Source organism: Nocardia sp. JW2 (genome assembly GCF_051843015.1).
In the GTDB taxonomy this organism is placed as follows: Bacteria; Actinomycetota; Actinomycetes; order Mycobacteriales; family Mycobacteriaceae; genus Nocardia; species Nocardia coubleae.
In genome coordinates, this window is sequence record NZ_JBPXLK010000022.1 from 1 (window position 1) to 17411 (window position 17411).

Sequence of the window (17411 nt, forward strand, 5' to 3'; positions counted from 1 at the left end):
TTCTCGGCGATCTCGCGGTGATAGGAGGGCAGGTTGTCCTCGGTGAGCAGGTTGGTGATCATCGCCGCCTTGGCGACATCGGTGAGCTTGGATTGTTCCGGCTCCCAATCGATTCCGCCCATCGCGGCGAAATTGCGACCCTCGTCCCACGGCACGTAGTCGTGCGGGTGCCAGTCCTTGGCGATGGACAGGTGCCGGTTCAGATTCTGTTCGGCGACGGGTTCGAGAGCGGTGAGGATTTCGAGCTGAGTCAGAGCTTTGGTCACGCGAGCCTCCACTGTCGTTTGGCGAGCAAGGAGAAATGGGCAAAACCTGGCTTCTAGCGCGGAATCCACAGTATCGCCTCCGCCGTGGCATCGAGAAATGCACCGTCATCGCGCGGTACTGTGCGCATATGGGTTACCCGGAGGATGTCCTCGCGCCCGACGAGCAGCTGATCCTGCACCGCCACCCGCACTGGAAGATGCTGGTCTGGCCGATCATCACGCTCATCGTCGCCACCGCCCTCGCCGGTTTCCTCGGCGGGCTGGCCTGGCGCAACACCACCGGGCACGTGCGAACCGTGCTGCTGGTGCTCATCGGCCTGATCTGGTTCGGGATCATCGCCTGGCGGGTGATCGCGCGGGTGATCGCCTGGAAATCAACGCATTTCATCGTCACCCAGCGGCGGGTGCTCGTGCGTGAGGGCGTGCTCACCCACACCGGGATCGACATCCCGCTCAGCCGTATCTCCAGCGTGCAGTTCAGTCACGGCGTCTTCGACCGGCTGCTCGGCACCGGCACCCTGATCATCGGGTCGTCGTCGGAGGAGCCGCTCGAATACGACGACATCCCCCAGGTGCAGCAGGTGCACTCGCTGCTCTACCACCAGGTTTTCGAGGCGGGCCGCTCGTCGACCGATCAACATTGGGGTGGCGGCTACCGGTGAGCCGCGGGTCCAGACCACTTAACCTGGGCACATGACCGCAGTACTTCTGGCCGAGGACGACGAGGCGATCGCCGCACCCCTGTCGCGCGCACTGGGGCGTGAGGGCTACACCGTCACCGTCGAACGCTTCGGCCCGGCGGTGCTGCGGCGCGCTCTCGAAGGCAACCACGACCTGCTGATCCTCGACCTCGGCCTGCCCGGAATGGACGGGCTCGAGGTATGCAGGCAGGTACGCGCGGGCGGCGCCGACATCGCGGTGCTGATGCTCACCGCGCGCACCGACGAGGTCGACTTCGTCGTCGGGCTCGACGCGGGCGCCGACGACTACGTCGGCAAACCGTTCCGCCTCGCCGAACTGCTCGCCCGCGTGCGAGCTCTGTTGCGGCGCAGCGGAATCGGTGACGACGCGGTGGAGGTCGGCGGCATCCGGCTGGAACCGGCGGCGCGCCGCGTGCTGGTGAACGGTGCCGAGGTGAACCTGGCCAACAAGGAGTACGAGCTGCTCAAGGTGCTCATCGACCGGGCCGGTCAGGTGGTCGGCCGCGAGACGATCCTGCGCGAGGTGTGGGGCGATGCCGACCTGCGCGGTTCCAAGACCCTCGACATGCACATGTCCTGGCTGCGCCGCAAGATCGGCGACGAGGGCCCGATGGCCGAGCGGCGCATCGTCACCGTGCGCGGGGTGGGCTTTCGCCTCAACACCGACACGCACCGGAGCTGACGGGTCGTGCGTCGTCGCATCCTGCGTTCGATCCTCACCGTCCTCACCATCACCACGGTGGTGCTCGGCGTACCACTGATCTACACCGCCTGGCTCTGGGTGGAGGACATCACCCGCAACGATCTGCAGAGCAGGCTGGAACGCATCGCGGCCGAGGTGATCGCCCAGGAACAGGTCGACGGTTACGTCCACGACGGGCTGGACGTGCGCGCCATCCGGGCGCTGGTGCCCGAGGGCGGCAGGCTCACCGTCGTCTACCCCACACCGACCGACAATGCCGCGCGCACCGATATCGGTGCCGAGAAGATCGACGATCCCCTGGTGGAGTCGCTGTCGATGGGGACCTCGGCGTCGTTGCGGCTCGAGGTGCCCGCCGGGCCCATGCATGCTCGCCAGGAGCAGGCCGTCGCCGCGGTGGCGCTGGCCGTGCTCGCCTCGCTCGGTGCGGCGTTCTCGGTAGCCGTGGTGACCGCCCGCCGCGTCGCCGATCCGCTACGCGACGTGGCCGCCCGCGCGGCCCGGCTGGCGATGGGCGACTTCCGGCCCGACCCCCGCAGGCACGGCATCGCCGAACTCGACCGGGTGTCCGATGTGCTCGACTCGGCGACCGTCGAGATCGCCGGCCGTCTGCAACGTGAGCACGCCCTGGTCGCCGACGTCTCCCACCAGCTGCGCAGTCGTCTGACGGCCGTGCGGCTGCGCTTGGACGAGCTGTCGACCCACAACGATCCAGAGGTCGTGCACGAAGCCGAGGAGGCGATGGCGCAGGTCGACCGGCTCACCGACGCCATCGACGACCTGGTCCGCGCCTCCCGCTCCGAGGACGCCGCCGATCGCGACCCGGTGCCGGTGATGGCCGAGCTGCGCGGTGTGGTCGCCGAATGGACGCACCCGTTCCACGAGGCGGGCCGCGAACTGAGCCTGATCGGCGACGAATCCCTGCGCGCGCCGATCACCGGTTCGCGGTTGCGTGAGGCTGTCGCGGTGCTGGTCGACAACGCCCTCATGCACGGCGGCGGCACCTGCACGGTGTCGGTGCGCACGGTCCCGACGATGAGTTCGCGCGACCCACTTGTCTGCGTCGAGGTGGCCGACGAGGGCGAAGGCATTCGCGACGAAATGGCCCCGCACATCTTCGACCGGGGTTTCTCGGCCGGTGGGTCGACCGGTGTGGGGCTGGCGCTGGCGCGGGCCCTGGTGGAGGCCGATGGTGGCAGGCTCGAGCTGCAGCGTCGTCGTCCGGCGCTGTTCGCGGTGTTCCTCGGATCCAAGGTCAACCGGTCGCAGAACGCGACGCTCACCGAACCGCGCTGAGTTACGAACCGCGCCTGCTCAGCTCTTGCCGAGCGGTTCTTCCTCGACGAGGTCTTCCAGCTCGGCGACGATCTCGTCCATCTCGTCGGGGAACACCCACCGCCGCATCGCCCAGAACCGGAACGCCATCTGCAGCAGATTCCCGATGACGAACGCGCTCACGAAGTCGGCGATGTTCTCGGTCAGGAAACTCACATTCGGCTGGCGCAGATCGAACACATAGCTCGAGATCCACAGCGGGATATTGCTCAGCACCACGCCGATGCCGCTGACGCCGAAGAACAGCAATGCCTCGTGATGTTTCTCGCGGCCGCCGCGATTCTTGAACGACCATTCGCGGTTGAGCACATACGACGCGATCACCGCGACCACGCCGGAAATGATCTTGGCCGTCACCGGCTTTTCCGACAGAACGGTCCATTTGAGCAGGTAGAACAGGCCGCTGTCGATCACGAACGTCGTCGCGCCGACGATGGCGAACTTGATCAGCTCTTTATGCCGGAGCGCGAGCTCGCGCAGGCGCGGGGGAAGGACGCTGACCACGTCGTCGACGATTGACACGAGTTCCGAGTGTACCGGTAGCAAAGATTCGCATTCGACATGACAACATTGCACGACGTGACTGCACGTTCGTTCGATCCGTCTGCCATGCCCACCGTCACGATCGTCGGTGGGGGCCAGCTCGCGCGCATGACGCACCAGGCCGCGATCGCCCTCGGCCAGCGTCTGCGGGTGCTCGCCGAGAACCCCGGCGACCCCGCCGCCCAGGTGAGTCCCGATGTCGTGCTCGGTAGCCACGACGACCTGTCCGCGCTGCGCACGGCGGCCAAGGGCTCACACGCGCTCACCTTCGACCACGAGCACGTGCCGACCGAGCACCTCGACGTGCTCGTCGCCGAGGGCGTGAACGTGGCGCCGCCGCCGCAGGCGCTGATCTTCGCCCAGGACAAGCTGGCGATGCGGACCAAGCTGTCCTCGCTGGGTCTGCCGGTGCCCGCGTTCGTCGAGGTCACCTCGCCCGCCGACGCGGTCGCCTTCGGTGACGAGCACGGCTGGCCGTTCGTGCTCAAGGCCGTGCGCGGTGGGTACGACGGGCGCGGGGTGTGGATGCCCGCCGATGCCGAGGAGGCGACGGCGCTGGTCACCGACCAGCTGGCGCACGGTGTGCAGCTGCTCGCCGAGGCGAAGGTCGACCTGAAGCGTGAGCTGTCGGCGATGGTCGCTCGTTCGCCGTTCGGGCAGGCTGCCACCTGGCCGGTCGTTGAGACCGTGCAGCGCAACGGTCAGTGCGCGGTCGTCATCGCGCCCGCCCCCGACCTGCAAGAGGACACCGGCGCCCGCGCGGAGACGATGGCGCTCGAGCTGGCGGCCGGGCTCGGCGTGGTCGGTGTGATGGCGGTCGAACTGTTCGAAACGCACGACGGCGAACTGCTGGTCAACGAGCTCGCCATGCGCCCGCACAACTCCGGGCACTGGGGCATGGACGGCGCGCGGACCGGTCAGTTCGAGCAGCACCTGCGCGCGGTACTCGACTACCCGCTCGGTGACACCACCCCCTTGGCGCCTGTCACGGTGATGGCGAACATTCTCGGCGCTGCCGAGGCGCCCGAGATGTCGATGGACGAACGGCTGCACCACCTGTTCGCCCGGATGCCCGAGGCCAAGGTGCATCTCTACGGCAAGGGTGAACGCCCCGACCGCAAGATCGGGCACATCAACATCCTCGGCGACGACGTGGCCGAGGTCCGCGAGCAGGCCGAGCGCGCCGCGCATTGGATGTCGCACGCGGTCTGGACCGACGGTTGGGACCCGCACGGCGAGTGAATCGCTGACAACCCCGCGCACCGCACCTCCGCCGAAAGGAATCAGATGAGCACCACCGGACCCCAGGTCGGCCTGATCATGGGCAGCGACTCCGACTGGCCCACCATGGAAGCCGCCGCCGAGGCCCTCGCCGAGTTCGGTATCCGCTTCGAGGTCGGCGTCGTCTCCGCCCACCGCACCCCCCAACGCATGCTCGACTACGCCCGCGAAGCAGCGGGCCGCGGCCTGAAAGTCATCATCGCGGGCGCGGGCGGCGCCGCCCACCTCCCCGGCATGGTCGCCTCCGCCACCCCCCTCCCCGTCATCGGCGTCCCCGTCCCCCTGAAATACCTCGACGGCATGGACTCCCTCCTCTCCATCGTCCAAATGCCCGCAGGCGTCCCCGTAGCCACCGTCTCCATCGGCGGCGCCCGCAACGCAGGCCTCCTCGCCGTCCGCATCCTCGCGTCCTCCGACGACTCCCTGCGCACCCGCATGGAACAGTTCCAAGCCGGCCTCGAAAAAATGGTCCTGGCCAAAGACGAAGCCCTGCGCACCAAACTTTTGGGCTGAGAAGGCCGAGCCGGTCGCATTTTCCGGCGGCCGGCCGCCCGAATTGCCGAATTCTGGTGAACCGCCGCACTTTTCGTACGCCGACCTGCCATCACGTACGTTCGCCCCATGGTCACTTCATCGCACGAAGCGATGCATCGTATCTTCCAGCACGATGCCGCGGCGATCGCCCACGCGTTCACCGTGCTGAACTTGCCGTTCGCCAAACCGATAGCGGTGGAACAGCTTTCCATCGACCTCACCGAAACGGCACCGGTCGAGCGGCGTGCCGACACGATCCTCGACATCACCACTGTCAACGACAGATTCCTGATGGTGATAGAGGCACAGTCGGCGCCGGACGATTCGCGGCCCGACTCGTGGTCGTATTACGTGACCTTCCTGCGCAACAAGTACAACCTCCCCGTCATCCTCGTGGTCATCTGCCACGACCACGTCACGGCGCGGTGGGCTGGCGCCCCCATGAAAATCGGTCACACATTCTGGACGACGATCACCCTGTACCCGCTGGCACTCGGCCCGCACAACGTGCCCGCCGTCACCGACCCCGCCCTCGTGGTCCAAGACCTACCTTTGGCCGCGCTCTCGGCCGTCACCCATGCCCGCGAGGCGGATATCGGTGCGATACTGGAGGCAATCGTCACAGGGATCCGCCGAATAGGCGGCAACGAGACGACCGAGTTCTACGTCGAGTTGATCGAGCAGGGCATCTCACACACCGCAGCCGCCGAGACCTGGAGGAATCACATGGCTACCGATCTCTCGTTCTTCCGCTCGGAATCCGCGCAGAAGCTCAGGGCGCAAGGGCGGGCGGAGGGCGTCGCCATGGGGCGCGCCGAGGATGTCCTCATGGTGCTGCGGCACAGGGGTGTGGTTGTCACCGATGCGGCCGCGGATCGCATTCGTGGCTGTCAGGACGAGGCGCAGTTGGCGACCTGGTTGCGCCGGGCGCTGGACGTGTCCTCGGTCGCCGACTTGTTCGGGGAGTGATCCGGGGGACGTCTGTCGGTGTCGTGTGAGGTGACTGCGGGGCGGTGACTACGGTTGACGTCCGTGGCACAGGATGATGCGGCGCAGTTTCGGCTGACGGTGGTTGATCAGGCGTTGCGGTTGTTTGCCGAGCGGGGGTATGAGGCGACGACGGTCGACGAGATCGCGGTGGCGGCGGGGATTTCCCGGCGGACGTTCTTTCGGCAGTTCCGGTCGAAAGAGGACGTGATCTTCGCCGATCACGAGTTCCAGCTGGCTTCGGCGCAGGAGTTCCTGGCCGAGGTGCGGGGGGATCCGTGGGATGCGGTGTGCGAGGCCGTGATCGGGGTGTTCGAGCGGTTCACGCAGTGGCGCGATATCGCGGCGCGGCGGTACCAGGTGGTGCGGCGGGTGCCCGCGTTGCGGGAGCGCGAGATCGTCACCGTGTTCAGGTACGAGCGGTTGTTCACCGAGTTCCTGCGCGAACGGCTGCCGGAGACGCCGGATCTGGCGCGCATCCAGTTCACGGCAGCGGTGACCGCCACCCACAACTACCTGTTGCGGCGGATGGTGCGTGGCGAGCCGGGGGCGGCGGTGAGCGATCTGCGGACCGAACTCGCGCTGATTCCCCGTGGCAGGCGCGACGCGACGGAAGGAGAGGAGCTGGTGGTCGCGGTGTTTCCACGCGACATGCCGCCGCGCGAGCTGGCCGACCGGCTCACCGCGCGCCTCGGTAACCTGTGAGCCACCAGGCTCGCGACACCACACACCAGTGACACTCGGTGCCACACCCATATCCCCATGTAGCGATAGAGTGCCCCGGGTATAATCTCTGTGGATTGGCACTGCGTGCCGAACGTAAGCCCGCTGTGCGAGGCGCAGCGAACACCACCAGAACCAGGAGTGTGCCTTCGATGGCTGGAAACCCCGATTTCGACCTGTTCAAGCTCGAGGACTTCCACGACGAGCTGCGGCAGGCCATCCGCGGCCTGGCCGAGAAGGAGATCGCGCCCTACGCCAAGGACGTCGACGGCAACGCCCGGTTCCCCGAGGAGGCGCTCACCGCCCTCAACGCCGCGGGCTTCAACGCCGTGCACGTGCCGGAGGCCTACGGCGGCCAGGGCGCCGACTCGGTCGCCACCTGCATCGTGATCGAGGAAGTGGCCCGCGTGTGCGGTTCCTCCTCGCTGATCCCCGCCGTCAACAAGCTCGGCACCATGGGCCTGATCCTCAACGGCTCCGAGGAACTGAAGCAGAAGGTCCTCGGCGACCTGGTCGAGGGCAAGATGGCCTCGTACTGTCTGTCCGAGCGTGAGGCCGGCTCCGACGCCGCCTCCATGCGCACCCGCGCCAAGGCCGACGGTGACGACTGGATCATCAACGGCTCCAAGTGCTGGATCACCAACGGCGGCAAGTCCGAGTGGTACACCGTGATGGCCGTGACCGACGCCGACAAGGGCGCCAACGGCATTTCCGCGTTCATGGTGCACAAGGACGACGAGGGCTTCGTCGTCGGCCCGCTCGAGCACAAGCTCGGCATCAAGGGTTCGCCGACCGCCGAGCTGTACTTCGAGAACTGCCGCATCCCCGGCGACCGCATCATCGGCGAGCCCGGCACCGGCTTCAAGACCGCGCTGCAGACCCTCGACCACACCCGCCCGACCATCGGCGCGCAGGCCGTCGGCCTGGCCCAGGGCGCGCTCGACGCCACGATCGCCTACACCAAGGACCGCAAGCAGTTCGGCAAGTCCATCGCCGACTTCCAGAACACCCAGTTCATGATCGCCGACATGGCGATGAAGATCGAGGCCGCCCGCCTCATGGTCTACACCTCCGCGGCCCGCGCCGAGCGTGGCGAGAAGAACCTCGGCTTCATCTCCGCCGCCGCCAAGTGCTTCGCCTCGGACGTGGCCATGGAAGTCACCACCAACGCCGTCCAGCTCTTCGGCGGCGCCGGCTACACCACCGACTTCCCGGTCGAGCGCATGATGCGCGACGCCAAGATCACGCAGATCTACGAGGGCACCAACCAGATCCAGCGCCTCGTCATGAGCCGCCAGCTCCTGCGCTGATCCCTCAGCACGAAAGCCCCCGGCAGGATTCCTGCCGGGGGCCTCGTTCTATCTGCCTGCAGTGGTGTTCAGAAGACCCGAAGGACTTACGCGCCCTTTGGTAATCGACACAGCTCGCTGCGGGGAGCCCGCCGTGGATGGCGCGGTTCACTAGCGTGATCGCCCGAGTGGCCGGGAATGCGGCCGGGTGAGTCTCGAGGTGATGTGGTGCGACGTGACCGGGTGGTTCGGTGGGTCGCGGTGTTGGGGGTGGGGGTGGCGTTGGCCGGGTGTGCGGCCGAGGAGGCGCCGGGGATCGTGGCGCTGAAATCGTTGCCTCGGCTGGCCGAGTATCCGGCCGGGTATTCGCTGGTGGGCAAGCCGGCGAGTATCACCGCCGCCGAGGCGGGTACGGCGTTGCCGCTCACCTTCACCGATGAGGCGTGCCGTCCGCTGATCGAGAATCCGATCGGTGCGGGGGCGCGGGAGTCGGTGGCTTCGAATACGAGTCCGGCGGTGTTCCTTGTCCAGATCGTCGAATCAGACTCGGATGTGGCGGGTCTGACCGGCCTGGTGCAGCGGTGCGCGAACGTCGAGGCGCGCACCGGCGACCGCACCTTGAAGATGGCGGTGTCGACGGTGGAGGCGCCGAAGACGGTGGCCACGGAAGCCGTCGTCATCCGGACGAACGGGAATCAGGAGACGCGTATCGAGGGCGCGCCCCCGGTGCAGACCCCCGTCGCGCAGCAGCGCGTTGTCGCCAGGGTCGGGAAGTACGTGGTCTCCGCGCTGGTGATGTTGTCCTCGATGTCGGAGCAGAGTCAGACCGCCGAGCTCGAGGTGCTGCGGCGGGTCTACGAGATCGCCGTGGACCAACTGGCCCGCGAAACCGCGTGAGCGCTCAGGGGACCAGTTCGGCGTATTCGGGGTGCTCGGCGATGTACTTCTCGACGTACCAGCAGGTGGGCACGACCTGGTAGCCGTTGGACCGGGAGTCGTCGAGGCCGTATTTGACCACGTCGGCGGCGACTCCGCGGCCCCGAAACTCGGGGAAGGTCATGGTGTGGTGGAAGTCGCGGACCTTGGCGTCCTCGCGTTCGGCGTAGTCGGCGTATCCCGCGAGGACATCGTCGAGGTAGATCTCGTAACGGGTATCGGCGACGTTGTGCTCGAGCCTGGTGGTCATACCGGATGCTAACCCGTCGCGGTCGGCGGATGTTCCTACAGGACCGCGCCGGGGTTGAGGATGCCCGCCGGGTCGAGCGCGTCCTTGATGCGGCGGGTCAGGTCCATCACCTCGGGGCCCACCTGGTTGGGTAGCCACGCCTTCTTGAGCCTGCCCACACCGTGTTCACCGGTGATGGTGCCGCCGAGGGTGATCGCCAGGTCCATGATCTCGCCGAAGGCGCGGTGGGCCCGGGCGGTGTTGTCGGGATCGGTGGGGTCGTGCACGATCAGCGGGTGGGTGTTGCCGTCGCCCGCGTGGGCGATGACGGAGACCAGCACGTCGTTGCGTTCCCCGATGGCGGCCACGCCGGTGATGAGCTCACCGAGCCGGGGCAACGGCACGCCGACATCCTCGAGCAGCAGCGGTCCGATCCGTTCCACCGCCGGAATCGCGAACCGCCGAGCGGCGGTGAAGGCTTCCCCTTCCTCGGGATCTGCGGTGTGGAAAACCTCTGTCGCCCCGGCCTTTTCGCACAGCCCGAGCATCGTCTGGGCTTCGTGCGTCGCGTACTCGCCCGGTGCGTCCGACCGAGCGACGAGCAGTGCGGCGGCGGTGCGATCCAACCCCATCCGCATCTCGTCCTCGACGGCATTGATCGCGACGGTGTCCATGAACTCGAGCATCGCCGGCCGCAGCGCCGAGGTGATCGCGAGGATCGCATCGGTGGCGGCGGTGAGTGTGGCGAAACCGGCGACCACGGTGGCCTGCGGCGGTTGGGCGGGCAGCAGGCGCAAGGTGAGTTCCGTGATGACCCCGAGAGTGCCCTCACTGCCGACGAACAGCTTGGTCAGCGACAACCCCGCCGAGTCCTTCAGCCGAGGCCCACCGAGCCGAACCACGGTTCCGTCGGCGAGCACCACCTCCATACCGAGCACATAATCGGTGGTCACACCGTATTTCACGCAGCACAGCCCACCCGCGTTGGTTGCCGCGTTCCCACCGATCGAGCACATCTCGAACGACGACGGGTCCGGCGGATACCACAACCCTTCCGCCGCGACGGCCCGCTTCACCTCCGCATTGAGCAGCCCCGGCTGCACCACCGCTGTGCGCGTCACGGGATCGACGCTGATCTCGCGCATCAATTCGGTGGACAGCACGATCCCGCCGTCGACCGCCGTCGCGCCACCCGAGAGCCCCGACCCCGCCCCGCGCGGCACCACCGGCACGCCACGCGCCTGCGCCCAGCGCAGCGTGGCCGCCACATCGGCGGTGCTGCGCGCCCGCACCACCGCGACCGGCGTCCCCGCCTCGGGATCACGAGCCCAGTCCTGCCGATACCCCTCCATCACATCGGCATCTACTACAACAGCCCCCTCGGAAACCTCCGAAACCAGCGAATCCAGATCCACCCGGCGATCGTCCATTCCCAACGCTAACCCGACCAGGCCCTCTCGAGTATGCGATCACCACGCTCTGGTGGCGGCATCGTTGGGGCGCCGAACCGTGGTGATCAACCGTCCAGATGTGATGTGCGCCCGAACAGGGCCGCACGGGCATGATTGTGATTCGGCGCGGCTGGTTGGTGTATACGGCGTCCGAGTGGTCACAATGCAGGGGAGGGTGTGATTTGTCGGGGCGCCCGGCGTGTTTTCCTGTTCCGTCGCCTGCGCATCGCGTACGCGATGTCGTTGTGCCGCACCGTTTTTCGCAGGGAGGATCGGATGATGAGGGAACCTCGGGACCGGGCCGAGCTGGTCGGCGCGCTGCTGGGCGCCGATATCGAGGCCGACGCGATGCGTCGCGTGTACGCGGGCGACCACGACGACTGGATGACGGCGCTCGAATCGACGGGTCTTTTCGATCTGCGCGCGCTCGCCGAGATCGCGAGCTCGTGGGCCGCCGACCCGCGCGTACTGCGTGACGCGCTGCTGGCCGAGGCCGACGAATTCACCCGCCGCCGTTGCCTCGCCGAGTGGGCGGCGCTCGAGCGCGGTCCGGTCGTGGCCGTGGGCCGCTAGCGCTCGGGGCGTTTGCCCGTTGCTCACCTCGATGTCATATGCCGCTGGCAGGCTGGCCGGGTGGAGCAGCAGGCGAGTGTCACCGATTCGGCCGCCGACCGGTTCACCCGCTGGTGCGAGGGCGTTGTCGCCCGGTTGCCGTGGGGACTCGACCGGTACGTGCCCGCCACTTTCCTCGGCTTCGCCCTCATCAACAGCTTCACCTTCGGCGTCGATCTGCTGCTGCTCACCCTGCTGCACGACGGATTCGATCTGCCGGTGTGGTTGTCCATCACCTGCGCCTATATCGTCGCGTTCGGCCTGAGTTTCCTGCTGAATCGCACCTTCAACTTCCACTCGCACGCCCCGATGGGCAAGCAGGCGGCGGTGTATGTGGTTGTGGTCGTGGTGAACTACCTGGCGTTCATCCTCGGCGTCGGCTCGGGTCTCACCGCGCTCGGCGTGCAATACCACGTGGCGCGGTTGCTGGCCGGTGGATGCGAGGCCGTATACATGTACTGCGCGATGCGCTGGATCGTATTCCGCAAACGGACACCGGCACCCGACCTGGCCGCGGCCGACACCGCGCGCTGAGACCCTCAGCGTGACCCGCGCAGCACCTCGGTGTGCTCGCCGTCGACCACGACGACATCGTCATCGGTGAGCGCCCAGTGCGGGACGCCTTCTTCCTGGTAGCGCGCAAGCATTTTCGCCGACTCCCCATCCGGATCGGTGGCCGAGTCCAGGTGCACGACCAGCTGCCGATCCACCAGCCCGAGCCCGTCCCATCGCGGCGCGGCCCCGGTGGTGGGCAACACCTCGCGCGGGTCGTCCATCGTCTCCAGCCCGTGCAGATCGGGCGTGAGCAGGCAGGCGCCCGCGCTGTATCCCGCATAGGTCAAGGCGTCCTCCCGCAACAGCGCGGGAAGCACCGAATCTGCTCCGCTGCGGGCGAATTGGGCACGCAGGACGAAGGTGTTGCCGCCACGCACCCACACCATCGAGTAACCGCGCAGCCGACGCTCCAGCTGCGCGGGCTGCCCGACGTACTCGCGCAGGTCCAGCACCTCGGGCGAATAACCCTGCCTGCGTAGGGGTTCCATGTCGCTGGCGACCGCCGACGCCCATGCGGCGGGCCAGGCATCACACGCGTTCGGAATCACCGCGACCTTGCCCTTGCCGCCCGCCAGCGTGGCGAGCCGCTCGGCGAATCCGCCGAATCGGTAGGAGGCCAGGAACAACCGCATCAGATGGTGAAGGCCAGATTCTGGACGAGCCGATCGCCGAGGGCGGCATCGCCTTCGACGACCACCTTCCCCGGGTGCGTCGCCGCCGACTGCCTGCCACCACGCAGACGCGCGAAAAGCCCCGAGTCCAAACGGATCACGGTTGTCGGCTCCCCGTCGGCTTCGTCGAGCACCGAACCGCGCCCGCCCTCCACCGCGAGGTGCACCTGCCGGGTGACCGGACCGGTGAGATCGAGTGTGATCCGTGAACCATCCGGTGCCTTGGCGCCTTTCACCACCGCGCGCCCGAGCCCGAGCGTGAGTTCGGTGAACGCCGCCTCCGCGCGCGCACCGCCCTCGTCGACACTGCGCCCGATCCCGTCGGCCAGGTCGAGCTCGTGCATCCAGCAGTCGAACAGGCGCACCCGCATGAACCGGCCGTAGGCCACCTGCCCGACCGGCGACACCGTCGGCGCCTCCCACTCCTCGTCGGTCATGGCGGCGAGGGCGGCCCGGCGCAGCTCGGTGACCTCGTCGAACAGCGCGAGCAGGCGTTTGCCCGACAGGGGCCGCAACCGGTCGACCCAGATCTCGTTGAGCACGGCGACCTCGTTGCGCACATGCGGCAGCGTGCGCACATCGGTCTTGGGGCGCAACGGATCATGGGCGGGCGGGGTGCGCCCGAGCAGCCACGATTCGGTACCGATCACATGCGCGACCACATCGAACAGCGTCCAGCCGGGCAGGGGAGACGGCCGGCGCCAGGCCTTTTCGTCGAGGTCGGCGACCAAGGTGGCGATGGTCTCCCACTGCTGGGCGAGCAGATCGGTGAGCAGTTCGCGCGGCGGTGTCGGTTCGGTCATCCCTGTACTCCTTCTGCTTCGCTCGACGGGCCAGGCCGATCCGGTTGCCGCCCCGGCGTATTCGCCTCGGCGTCGAGCGCGTCGATGCCCGCGCGGATCGCCGCCGCCGTCGAGGTTGGTTCGTGCGGACGTCGCAGCAGGAACCCCTTGGCGAAACCGAGTTTGTCACCGTGCTTGCGCGGCACCACGTGCAGGTGCACATGACCGACGGTCTGGAAGGCCGCGGTGCCGTCGTTGATCGCGAGATTGGCGCCGTCGCTGGCCAGCCCGCTCCGGCGCAGGGCGCGGGCCAGGCGATGGCCCACACGGAAGACCTGCGCGCCGAGATCGGGGTCGAGGTCGTCGAGTTCGGTGGCGTGGGTCTTGGGAACCACAAGGGTGTGGCCTCGCGTGATGGGCCGGATGTCGAGGAACGCGCAGACGGCGTCGTCCTCGTAGACCTTGGTCGCCGGCGCGGCACCGGCCACGATCCGACAGAAGACGCAGTCGTTCACACCGTGAACCCTACGGCGTGGCCCTCGGGACGCAACAGTCCTTGCATGACACACGTCACGTCCCGCTCGGTGGTCGGCCGTCCTACCCGCACTCTCACGTCCAGGTAAGTATCGGACCTGCTTGTGCGTTCTTGTCCTCGCCTACCTGCGGCTACGAATGTGTAGTCAGGCGCCACCCGGCGCCCGGCGGGCCGAGGAAGTGGCTGTCGCTGCGGAAACAGGTCCGCTCTGTCCGTTTTGTGGTCAAGAGTCCAGTTCTCCGCTGTGACGGGCATCTCCGCTAGGCTCACCGCGAGCCGAGTACAGTTGCGAGGATTTCAGTTGAACTTACTGACCGGTAACGTCGGCTGAACCGTTGTTCCCAGGCTCGAAGCCAGCACGAAAAGGAAGTCTGACTAGTGGAGACAACGCAAAACGTTGGCGAGGATTCGCCGCGCGGCGCGCGTGTCGGAGTCGTTCGCGAGTCCGGCGTGGGTGAGCGGCGAGTCGCCCTGGTACCCAAGATCATCCCCACCCTGTCCAAGCAGGGTGTCGAGGTGATCGTGGAAGCCGGTGCGGGCCTCGGCGCGCTCATTCCCGACGCGGCCTATGTAGAGGCCGGTGCGACGATCGGCGATCCGTGGTCGGCCGATGTCGTGGTGAAGGTGGCTCCGCCCAGCGATGCCGAGGTGGCCAAGCTGTCCTCCGGGCAGACGCTGATCGGCTTCCTCGCGCCCCGCAACGCGGAGAACCAGATCGGTGCGCTGAAGGCGGCCGGTGTGCAGGCCTTCGCGGTGGAGGCGATTCCGCGTATCTCGCGTGCGCAGGTGATGGACGCGCTGTCCTCGCAGGCCAATGTCGCCGGGTACAAGGCTGTGCTGCTCGCCGCGTCGGAGTCGACCCGGTTCTTCCCGATGCTGACGACCGCCGCGGGCACCGTGAAGCCGGCGACCGTGCTGGTGCTCGGTGTGGGTGTGGCGGGTCTGCAGGCGCTGGCGACCGCCAAGCGTCTCGGTGGTCGCACCACCGGGTACGACGTGCGTCCCGAGGTCGCCGACCAGGTGCGTTCGGTCGGTGCGCAGTGGCTCGACCTGGGTATCGATGCCGCCGGTGAGGGTGGGTACGCCCGCGAGCTCACCGAGGAGGAGAAGGCCAAGCAGCAGCAGGCGCTGGAAGACGCCATCAAGGGTTTCGACGTGGTCATCACGACCGCGCTCGTGCCGGGTCGCCCGGCGCCGCGTCTGGTGACGGCGGCCGCGGTGGAGGGCATGAAGCCCGGCAGCGTGATCGTCGACCTGGCCGGGGAGACCGGTGGCAACTGTGAGCTCACCGAGCCCGGCGAGATCGTCGTCAAGCACGAGGTGACCATCGCCTCGCCGCTCAACCTGCCCGCCACCATGCCCGAGCACGCGTCGGAGCTGTACTCCAAGAACATCGCCGCGCTGCTGGAACTGATGCTGGTCGACGGCAAGCTCGCGCCCGATTTCAGTGATCAGGTGCTGGCCGATTCCTGCGTCACTCGTGAGCGCAGCGACAAGAATGAATCGAGCGTGGAAGCCTGATGTACACCGAACTTCTCGCCAATATCGCCATTCTCGTTTTGTCCGGCTTCGTCGGCTTCGCGGTGATCTCCAAGGTCCCCAACACCCTGCACACCCCGCTGATGTCGGGCACCAACGCCATTCACGGCATCGTCGTGCTCGGTGCGCTGGTGACGCTGGGCAACGTGAAGGATCCCTCCCTGCTGGTCCAGGTGATCCTGTTCGTCGCCGTGGTGTTCGGAACGCTGAACGTCATCGGTGGCTTCGTGGTCACCGACCGCATGCTCGGCATGTTCAAGGGTAAGAAGAAGGCGGCCGAGTGATGCACGCAGTCGACAATATGACCTACCTGGTCAACGGCCTCTACATCGTGGCCTTCTCCATGTTCATCTACGGCTTGATGGGGCTCACCGGCCCCAAGACCGCCGTGCGCGGCAACCAGATCGCCGCCGTCGGTATGGCGATCGCCGTGATCGCCACGCTGATCTCGATCCGGCACACCGCGATGCTGAACTGGATCCTGATCGCCGGTGGCCTGATCGTCGGTGTGGCACTGGGTGTTCCGCCCGCCGTGCGCACCAAGATGACCGAGATGCCGCAGCTGGTCGCGGCGTTCAACGGCGTGGGTGGTGGCACCGTCGCGCTCATCGCGTGGGCCGAATTCATCGACAGCTCGGGCTTTTCCGCGCTGCACGACGAGCCGACCATCCACATCATCATCGGTTCGCTGTTCGCCGCGGTGATCGGCTCGATCTCCTTCTGGGGCTCGATCATCGCCTTCGCGAAACTGCAGGAGATCCTGTCCGGCAAGCCGATCGGCATCGGCAAGCTGCAGCAGCCGCTGAACCTGCTGCTGCTGCTCGGCTCCATCGTGTGTGCCGTGGTGATCGGTCTCGGCGCCAACGACGGTGGCGTGTCGCAGCTCTGGATGATCGCGCTGCTTGTGCTGGCCGGTGTGCTCGGCCTGATGGTCGTGCTGCCCATCGGTGGCGCCGATATGCCTGTCGTCATCTCGCTGCTCAACGCGCTGACCGGTCTGTCGGCCGCGGCCGCCGGCCTGGCGCTGAACAACACCGCGATGATCGTGGCGGGCATGATCGTCGGCGCGTCCGGCACCATCCTCACCAACCTGATGGCCAAGGCCATGAACCGGTCGATCCCCGCGATCGTCGCCGGTGGGTTCGGTGGTGGCGGCGCGGTCGCTTCCGGTGCAGGTGGTGAGGCCAAGACGGCCAAGGCCACTTCCGCCGCCGATGCCGCGATCCAGATGGCCTACGCCAATCAGGTCATCGTGGTCCCCGGCTACGGTATGGCCGTGGCCCAGGCCCAGCACGCGGTCAAGGAGATGGCGTCGCTGCTGGAAGGCAAGGGTGTCGAGGTCAAGTACGCGATCCACCCCGTCGCCGGTCGCATGCCCGGGCACATGAACGTGCTGCTGGCCGAGGCCGAGGTCTCCTACGACGCGATGAAGGAAATGGACGACATCAACGGTGAGTTCAACCGCACCGATGTGGTCCTGGTGATCGGCGCCAACGACGTCACCAACCCCGCCGCCCGCGAGGACCCGTCCAGCCCGATCTACGGCATGCCGGTCCTCAATGTCGACCAGGCCAAGAGCGTCATCGTGCTCAAGCGCTCGATGAACTCCGGCTTCGCCGGCATCGACAACCCGCTGTTCTACGCCGACCACACCTCCATGCTGTTCGGCGACGCCAAGAAGTCCGTCGGTGCGGTCACCGAGGAACTGAAGGCGCTGTAAGACAAGCGACATCGAACAAGAG

At 67.2% G+C, this 17411-nt stretch carries 21 protein-coding genes; 14 read left to right on the top strand and 7 right to left on the bottom strand.

Annotated elements, in window-relative coordinates; genetic code table 11:
* Nucleotides 1-266: acyl-ACP desaturase (locus ACSVDM_RS24605; RefSeq protein ID WP_439268241.1), on the bottom strand; the 266-nt coding region annotated here is incomplete at its 3' end.
* A 128-nt stretch (nt 267-394) separates the two neighbouring features.
* Here ACSVDM_RS24605 and ACSVDM_RS24610 point away from each other — a divergent pair.
* The 3 genes from ACSVDM_RS24610 to ACSVDM_RS24620 are packed head-to-tail and all read left to right on the top strand — an operon-like array spanning nt 395 to nt 2963.
* Nucleotides 395-928, top strand: coding sequence for a PH domain-containing protein (locus ACSVDM_RS24610; protein WP_439268243.1), 534 nt, complete (start codon nt 395-397; stop codon nt 926-928).
* 31 nt (nt 929-959) lie between these two features.
* On the top strand, nt 960-1649 hold the full coding sequence (locus ACSVDM_RS24615; RefSeq protein WP_067490653.1) for a response regulator transcription factor: 690 nt from the start codon (nt 960-962) through the stop codon (nt 1647-1649).
* A 6-nt stretch (nt 1650-1655) separates the two neighbouring features.
* Nucleotides 1656-2963, top strand: a complete 1308-nt coding sequence (locus ACSVDM_RS24620; RefSeq protein ID WP_439268245.1) for a sensor histidine kinase — start codon at nt 1656-1658, stop codon at nt 2961-2963.
* Between the two features lie 18 nt (nt 2964-2981).
* Here the strand turns inward: ACSVDM_RS24620 and ACSVDM_RS24625 are convergent, their stop codons facing one another.
* Complete coding sequence (locus tag ACSVDM_RS24625; protein ID WP_357146913.1) at nt 2982-3524, bottom strand: GtrA family protein; 543 nt, start codon at nt 3522-3524, stop codon at nt 2982-2984.
* A gap of 39 nt (nt 3525-3563) precedes the next feature.
* Between ACSVDM_RS24625 and ACSVDM_RS24630 the strand changes: the two genes are divergently transcribed.
* The 6 genes from ACSVDM_RS24630 to ACSVDM_RS24655 all read left to right on the top strand — a co-directional run bounded on the left by ACSVDM_RS24630 (nt 3564) and on the right by ACSVDM_RS24655 (nt 9256).
* Entirely contained in the window at nt 3564-4787 is a 1224-nt protein-coding gene (locus ACSVDM_RS24630; RefSeq protein WP_439268248.1) for a 5-(carboxyamino)imidazole ribonucleotide synthase, read from the top strand.
* A gap of 45 nt (nt 4788-4832) precedes the next feature.
* Nucleotides 4833-5339 carry a 5-(carboxyamino)imidazole ribonucleotide mutase gene (gene purE / locus ACSVDM_RS24635; protein ID WP_439268250.1) on the top strand — a complete coding sequence of 169 codons (507 nt, stop codon included), beginning with the start codon at nt 4833-4835 and terminating at the stop codon, nt 5337-5339.
* A gap of 108 nt (nt 5340-5447) precedes the next feature.
* Entirely contained in the window at nt 5448-6329 is an 882-nt protein-coding gene (locus tag ACSVDM_RS24640) for a hypothetical protein (RefSeq protein WP_439268252.1), read from the top strand.
* 63 nt (nt 6330-6392) lie between these two features.
* Entirely contained in the window at nt 6393-7052 is a 660-nt protein-coding gene (locus ACSVDM_RS24645) for a TetR family transcriptional regulator (protein WP_439268254.1), read from the top strand.
* 170 nt (nt 7053-7222) lie between these two features.
* Nucleotides 7223-8380 carry an acyl-CoA dehydrogenase gene (locus ACSVDM_RS24650; RefSeq protein WP_067641442.1) on the top strand — a complete coding sequence of 386 codons (1158 nt, stop codon included), beginning with the start codon at nt 7223-7225 and terminating at the stop codon, nt 8378-8380.
* Nucleotides 8381-8587: 207 nt separating this feature from the next.
* Nucleotides 8588-9256 (top strand): hypothetical protein, encoded by a 669-nt coding sequence (locus ACSVDM_RS24655; protein WP_439268256.1) that lies wholly within the window; start codon nt 8588-8590, stop codon nt 9254-9256.
* A gap of 4 nt (nt 9257-9260) precedes the next feature.
* Here the strand turns inward: ACSVDM_RS24655 and ACSVDM_RS24660 are convergent, their stop codons facing one another.
* The gene (locus tag ACSVDM_RS24660; RefSeq protein WP_439268258.1) at nt 9261-9545 is read right to left on the bottom strand and encodes a GNAT family N-acetyltransferase; all 285 of its coding nucleotides are present in this window, start codon (nt 9543-9545) and stop codon (nt 9261-9263) included.
* Between the two features lie 35 nt (nt 9546-9580).
* Nucleotides 9581-10954, bottom strand: a complete 1374-nt coding sequence (locus ACSVDM_RS24665) for an FAD-binding oxidoreductase (protein ID WP_439268260.1) — start codon at nt 10952-10954, stop codon at nt 9581-9583.
* A gap of 300 nt (nt 10955-11254) precedes the next feature.
* Here ACSVDM_RS24665 and ACSVDM_RS24670 point away from each other — a divergent pair, with 300 nt between their 5' ends.
* Together ACSVDM_RS24670 and ACSVDM_RS24675 are read left to right on the top strand one after the other, a co-directional pair.
* Nucleotides 11255-11548, top strand: coding sequence for a hypothetical protein (locus tag ACSVDM_RS24670; RefSeq protein WP_067490675.1), 294 nt, complete (start codon nt 11255-11257; stop codon nt 11546-11548).
* A 60-nt stretch (nt 11549-11608) separates the two neighbouring features.
* Nucleotides 11609-12121 carry a GtrA family protein gene (locus tag ACSVDM_RS24675; RefSeq protein WP_245655423.1) on the top strand — a complete coding sequence of 171 codons (513 nt, stop codon included), beginning with the start codon at nt 11609-11611 and terminating at the stop codon, nt 12119-12121.
* A 5-nt stretch (nt 12122-12126) separates the two neighbouring features.
* Here ACSVDM_RS24675 and ACSVDM_RS24680 read toward each other — a convergent pair whose 3' ends face one another.
* From ACSVDM_RS24680 to ACSVDM_RS24690, 3 genes are read right to left on the bottom strand one after another with little or no spacing between them, the layout of a single operon-like run.
* Nucleotides 12127-12774, bottom strand: coding sequence for a Type 1 glutamine amidotransferase-like domain-containing protein (locus ACSVDM_RS24680; RefSeq protein WP_439268263.1), 648 nt, complete (start codon nt 12772-12774; stop codon nt 12127-12129).
* On the bottom strand, nt 12774-13616 hold the full coding sequence (locus tag ACSVDM_RS24685) for a maleylpyruvate isomerase family mycothiol-dependent enzyme (RefSeq protein ID WP_067490622.1): 843 nt from the start codon (nt 13614-13616) through the stop codon (nt 12774-12776). Before ACSVDM_RS24685 ends, ACSVDM_RS24680 begins: the two co-directional genes overlap by 1 nt.
* A complete protein-coding gene (locus ACSVDM_RS24690) occupies nt 13613-14110 on the bottom strand; it encodes an HIT family protein (RefSeq protein WP_245655424.1) in 498 nt (165 codons plus the stop codon). Before ACSVDM_RS24690 ends, ACSVDM_RS24685 begins: the two co-directional genes overlap by 4 nt.
* A 398-nt stretch (nt 14111-14508) precedes the next feature.
* On the opposite strand from ACSVDM_RS24690, the gene ACSVDM_RS24695 reads away from it, so the two are divergent.
* The 3 genes from ACSVDM_RS24695 to ACSVDM_RS24705 are packed head-to-tail and all read left to right on the top strand — an operon-like array spanning nt 14509 to nt 17389.
* Nucleotides 14509-15651 carry a Re/Si-specific NAD(P)(+) transhydrogenase subunit alpha gene (locus tag ACSVDM_RS24695; RefSeq protein WP_439268265.1) on the top strand — a complete coding sequence of 381 codons (1143 nt, stop codon included), beginning with the start codon at nt 14509-14511 and terminating at the stop codon, nt 15649-15651.
* A complete protein-coding gene (locus ACSVDM_RS24700) occupies nt 15651-15953 on the top strand; it encodes an NAD(P) transhydrogenase subunit alpha (RefSeq protein ID WP_056818017.1) in 303 nt (100 codons plus the stop codon). The genes ACSVDM_RS24695 and ACSVDM_RS24700 overlap by 1 nt, the downstream gene beginning before the upstream one ends.
* Before the next feature lie 17 nt (nt 15954-15970).
* Complete coding sequence (locus ACSVDM_RS24705) at nt 15971-17389, top strand: NAD(P)(+) transhydrogenase (Re/Si-specific) subunit beta (protein ID WP_357147714.1); 1419 nt, start codon at nt 15971-15973, stop codon at nt 17387-17389.
* Nucleotides 17390-17411 lie beyond the last annotated feature (22 nt).

Bases quoted from the DNA above. Each gene is read 5' to 3' on its own strand.
- ACSVDM_RS24610 (WP_439268243.1), top strand. From the start codon at position 395: ATGGGTTACCCGGAGGATGTCCTCGCGCCCGACGAGCAGCTGATCCTG.
- ACSVDM_RS24685 (WP_067490622.1), bottom strand. From the start codon at position 13,616: ATGACCGAACCGACACCGCCGCGCGAACTGCTCACCGATCTGCTCGCC.
- ACSVDM_RS24680 (WP_439268263.1), bottom strand. From the start codon at position 12,774: ATGCGGTTGTTCCTGGCCTCCTACCGATTCGGCGGATTCGCCGAGCGG.
- ACSVDM_RS24630 (WP_439268248.1), top strand. From the start codon at position 3,564: ATGACAACATTGCACGACGTGACTGCACGTTCGTTCGATCCGTCTGCC.
- purE (WP_439268250.1), top strand. From the start codon at position 4,833: ATGAGCACCACCGGACCCCAGGTCGGCCTGATCATGGGCAGCGACTCC.
- ACSVDM_RS24665 (WP_439268260.1), bottom strand. From the start codon at position 10,954: ATGGACGATCGCCGGGTGGATCTGGATTCGCTGGTTTCGGAGGTTTCC.
- ACSVDM_RS24670 (WP_067490675.1), top strand. From the start codon at position 11,255: ATGAGGGAACCTCGGGACCGGGCCGAGCTGGTCGGCGCGCTGCTGGGC.
- ACSVDM_RS24705 (WP_357147714.1), top strand. From the start codon at position 15,971: ATGACCTACCTGGTCAACGGCCTCTACATCGTGGCCTTCTCCATGTTC.
- ACSVDM_RS24615 (WP_067490653.1), top strand. From the start codon at position 960: ATGACCGCAGTACTTCTGGCCGAGGACGACGAGGCGATCGCCGCACCC.
- ACSVDM_RS24650 (WP_067641442.1), top strand. From the start codon at position 7,223: ATGGCTGGAAACCCCGATTTCGACCTGTTCAAGCTCGAGGACTTCCAC.
- ACSVDM_RS24660 (WP_439268258.1), bottom strand. From the start codon at position 9,545: ATGACCACCAGGCTCGAGCACAACGTCGCCGATACCCGTTACGAGATC.
- ACSVDM_RS24640 (WP_439268252.1), top strand. From the start codon at position 5,448: ATGGTCACTTCATCGCACGAAGCGATGCATCGTATCTTCCAGCACGAT.
- ACSVDM_RS24700 (WP_056818017.1), top strand. From the start codon at position 15,651: ATGTACACCGAACTTCTCGCCAATATCGCCATTCTCGTTTTGTCCGGC.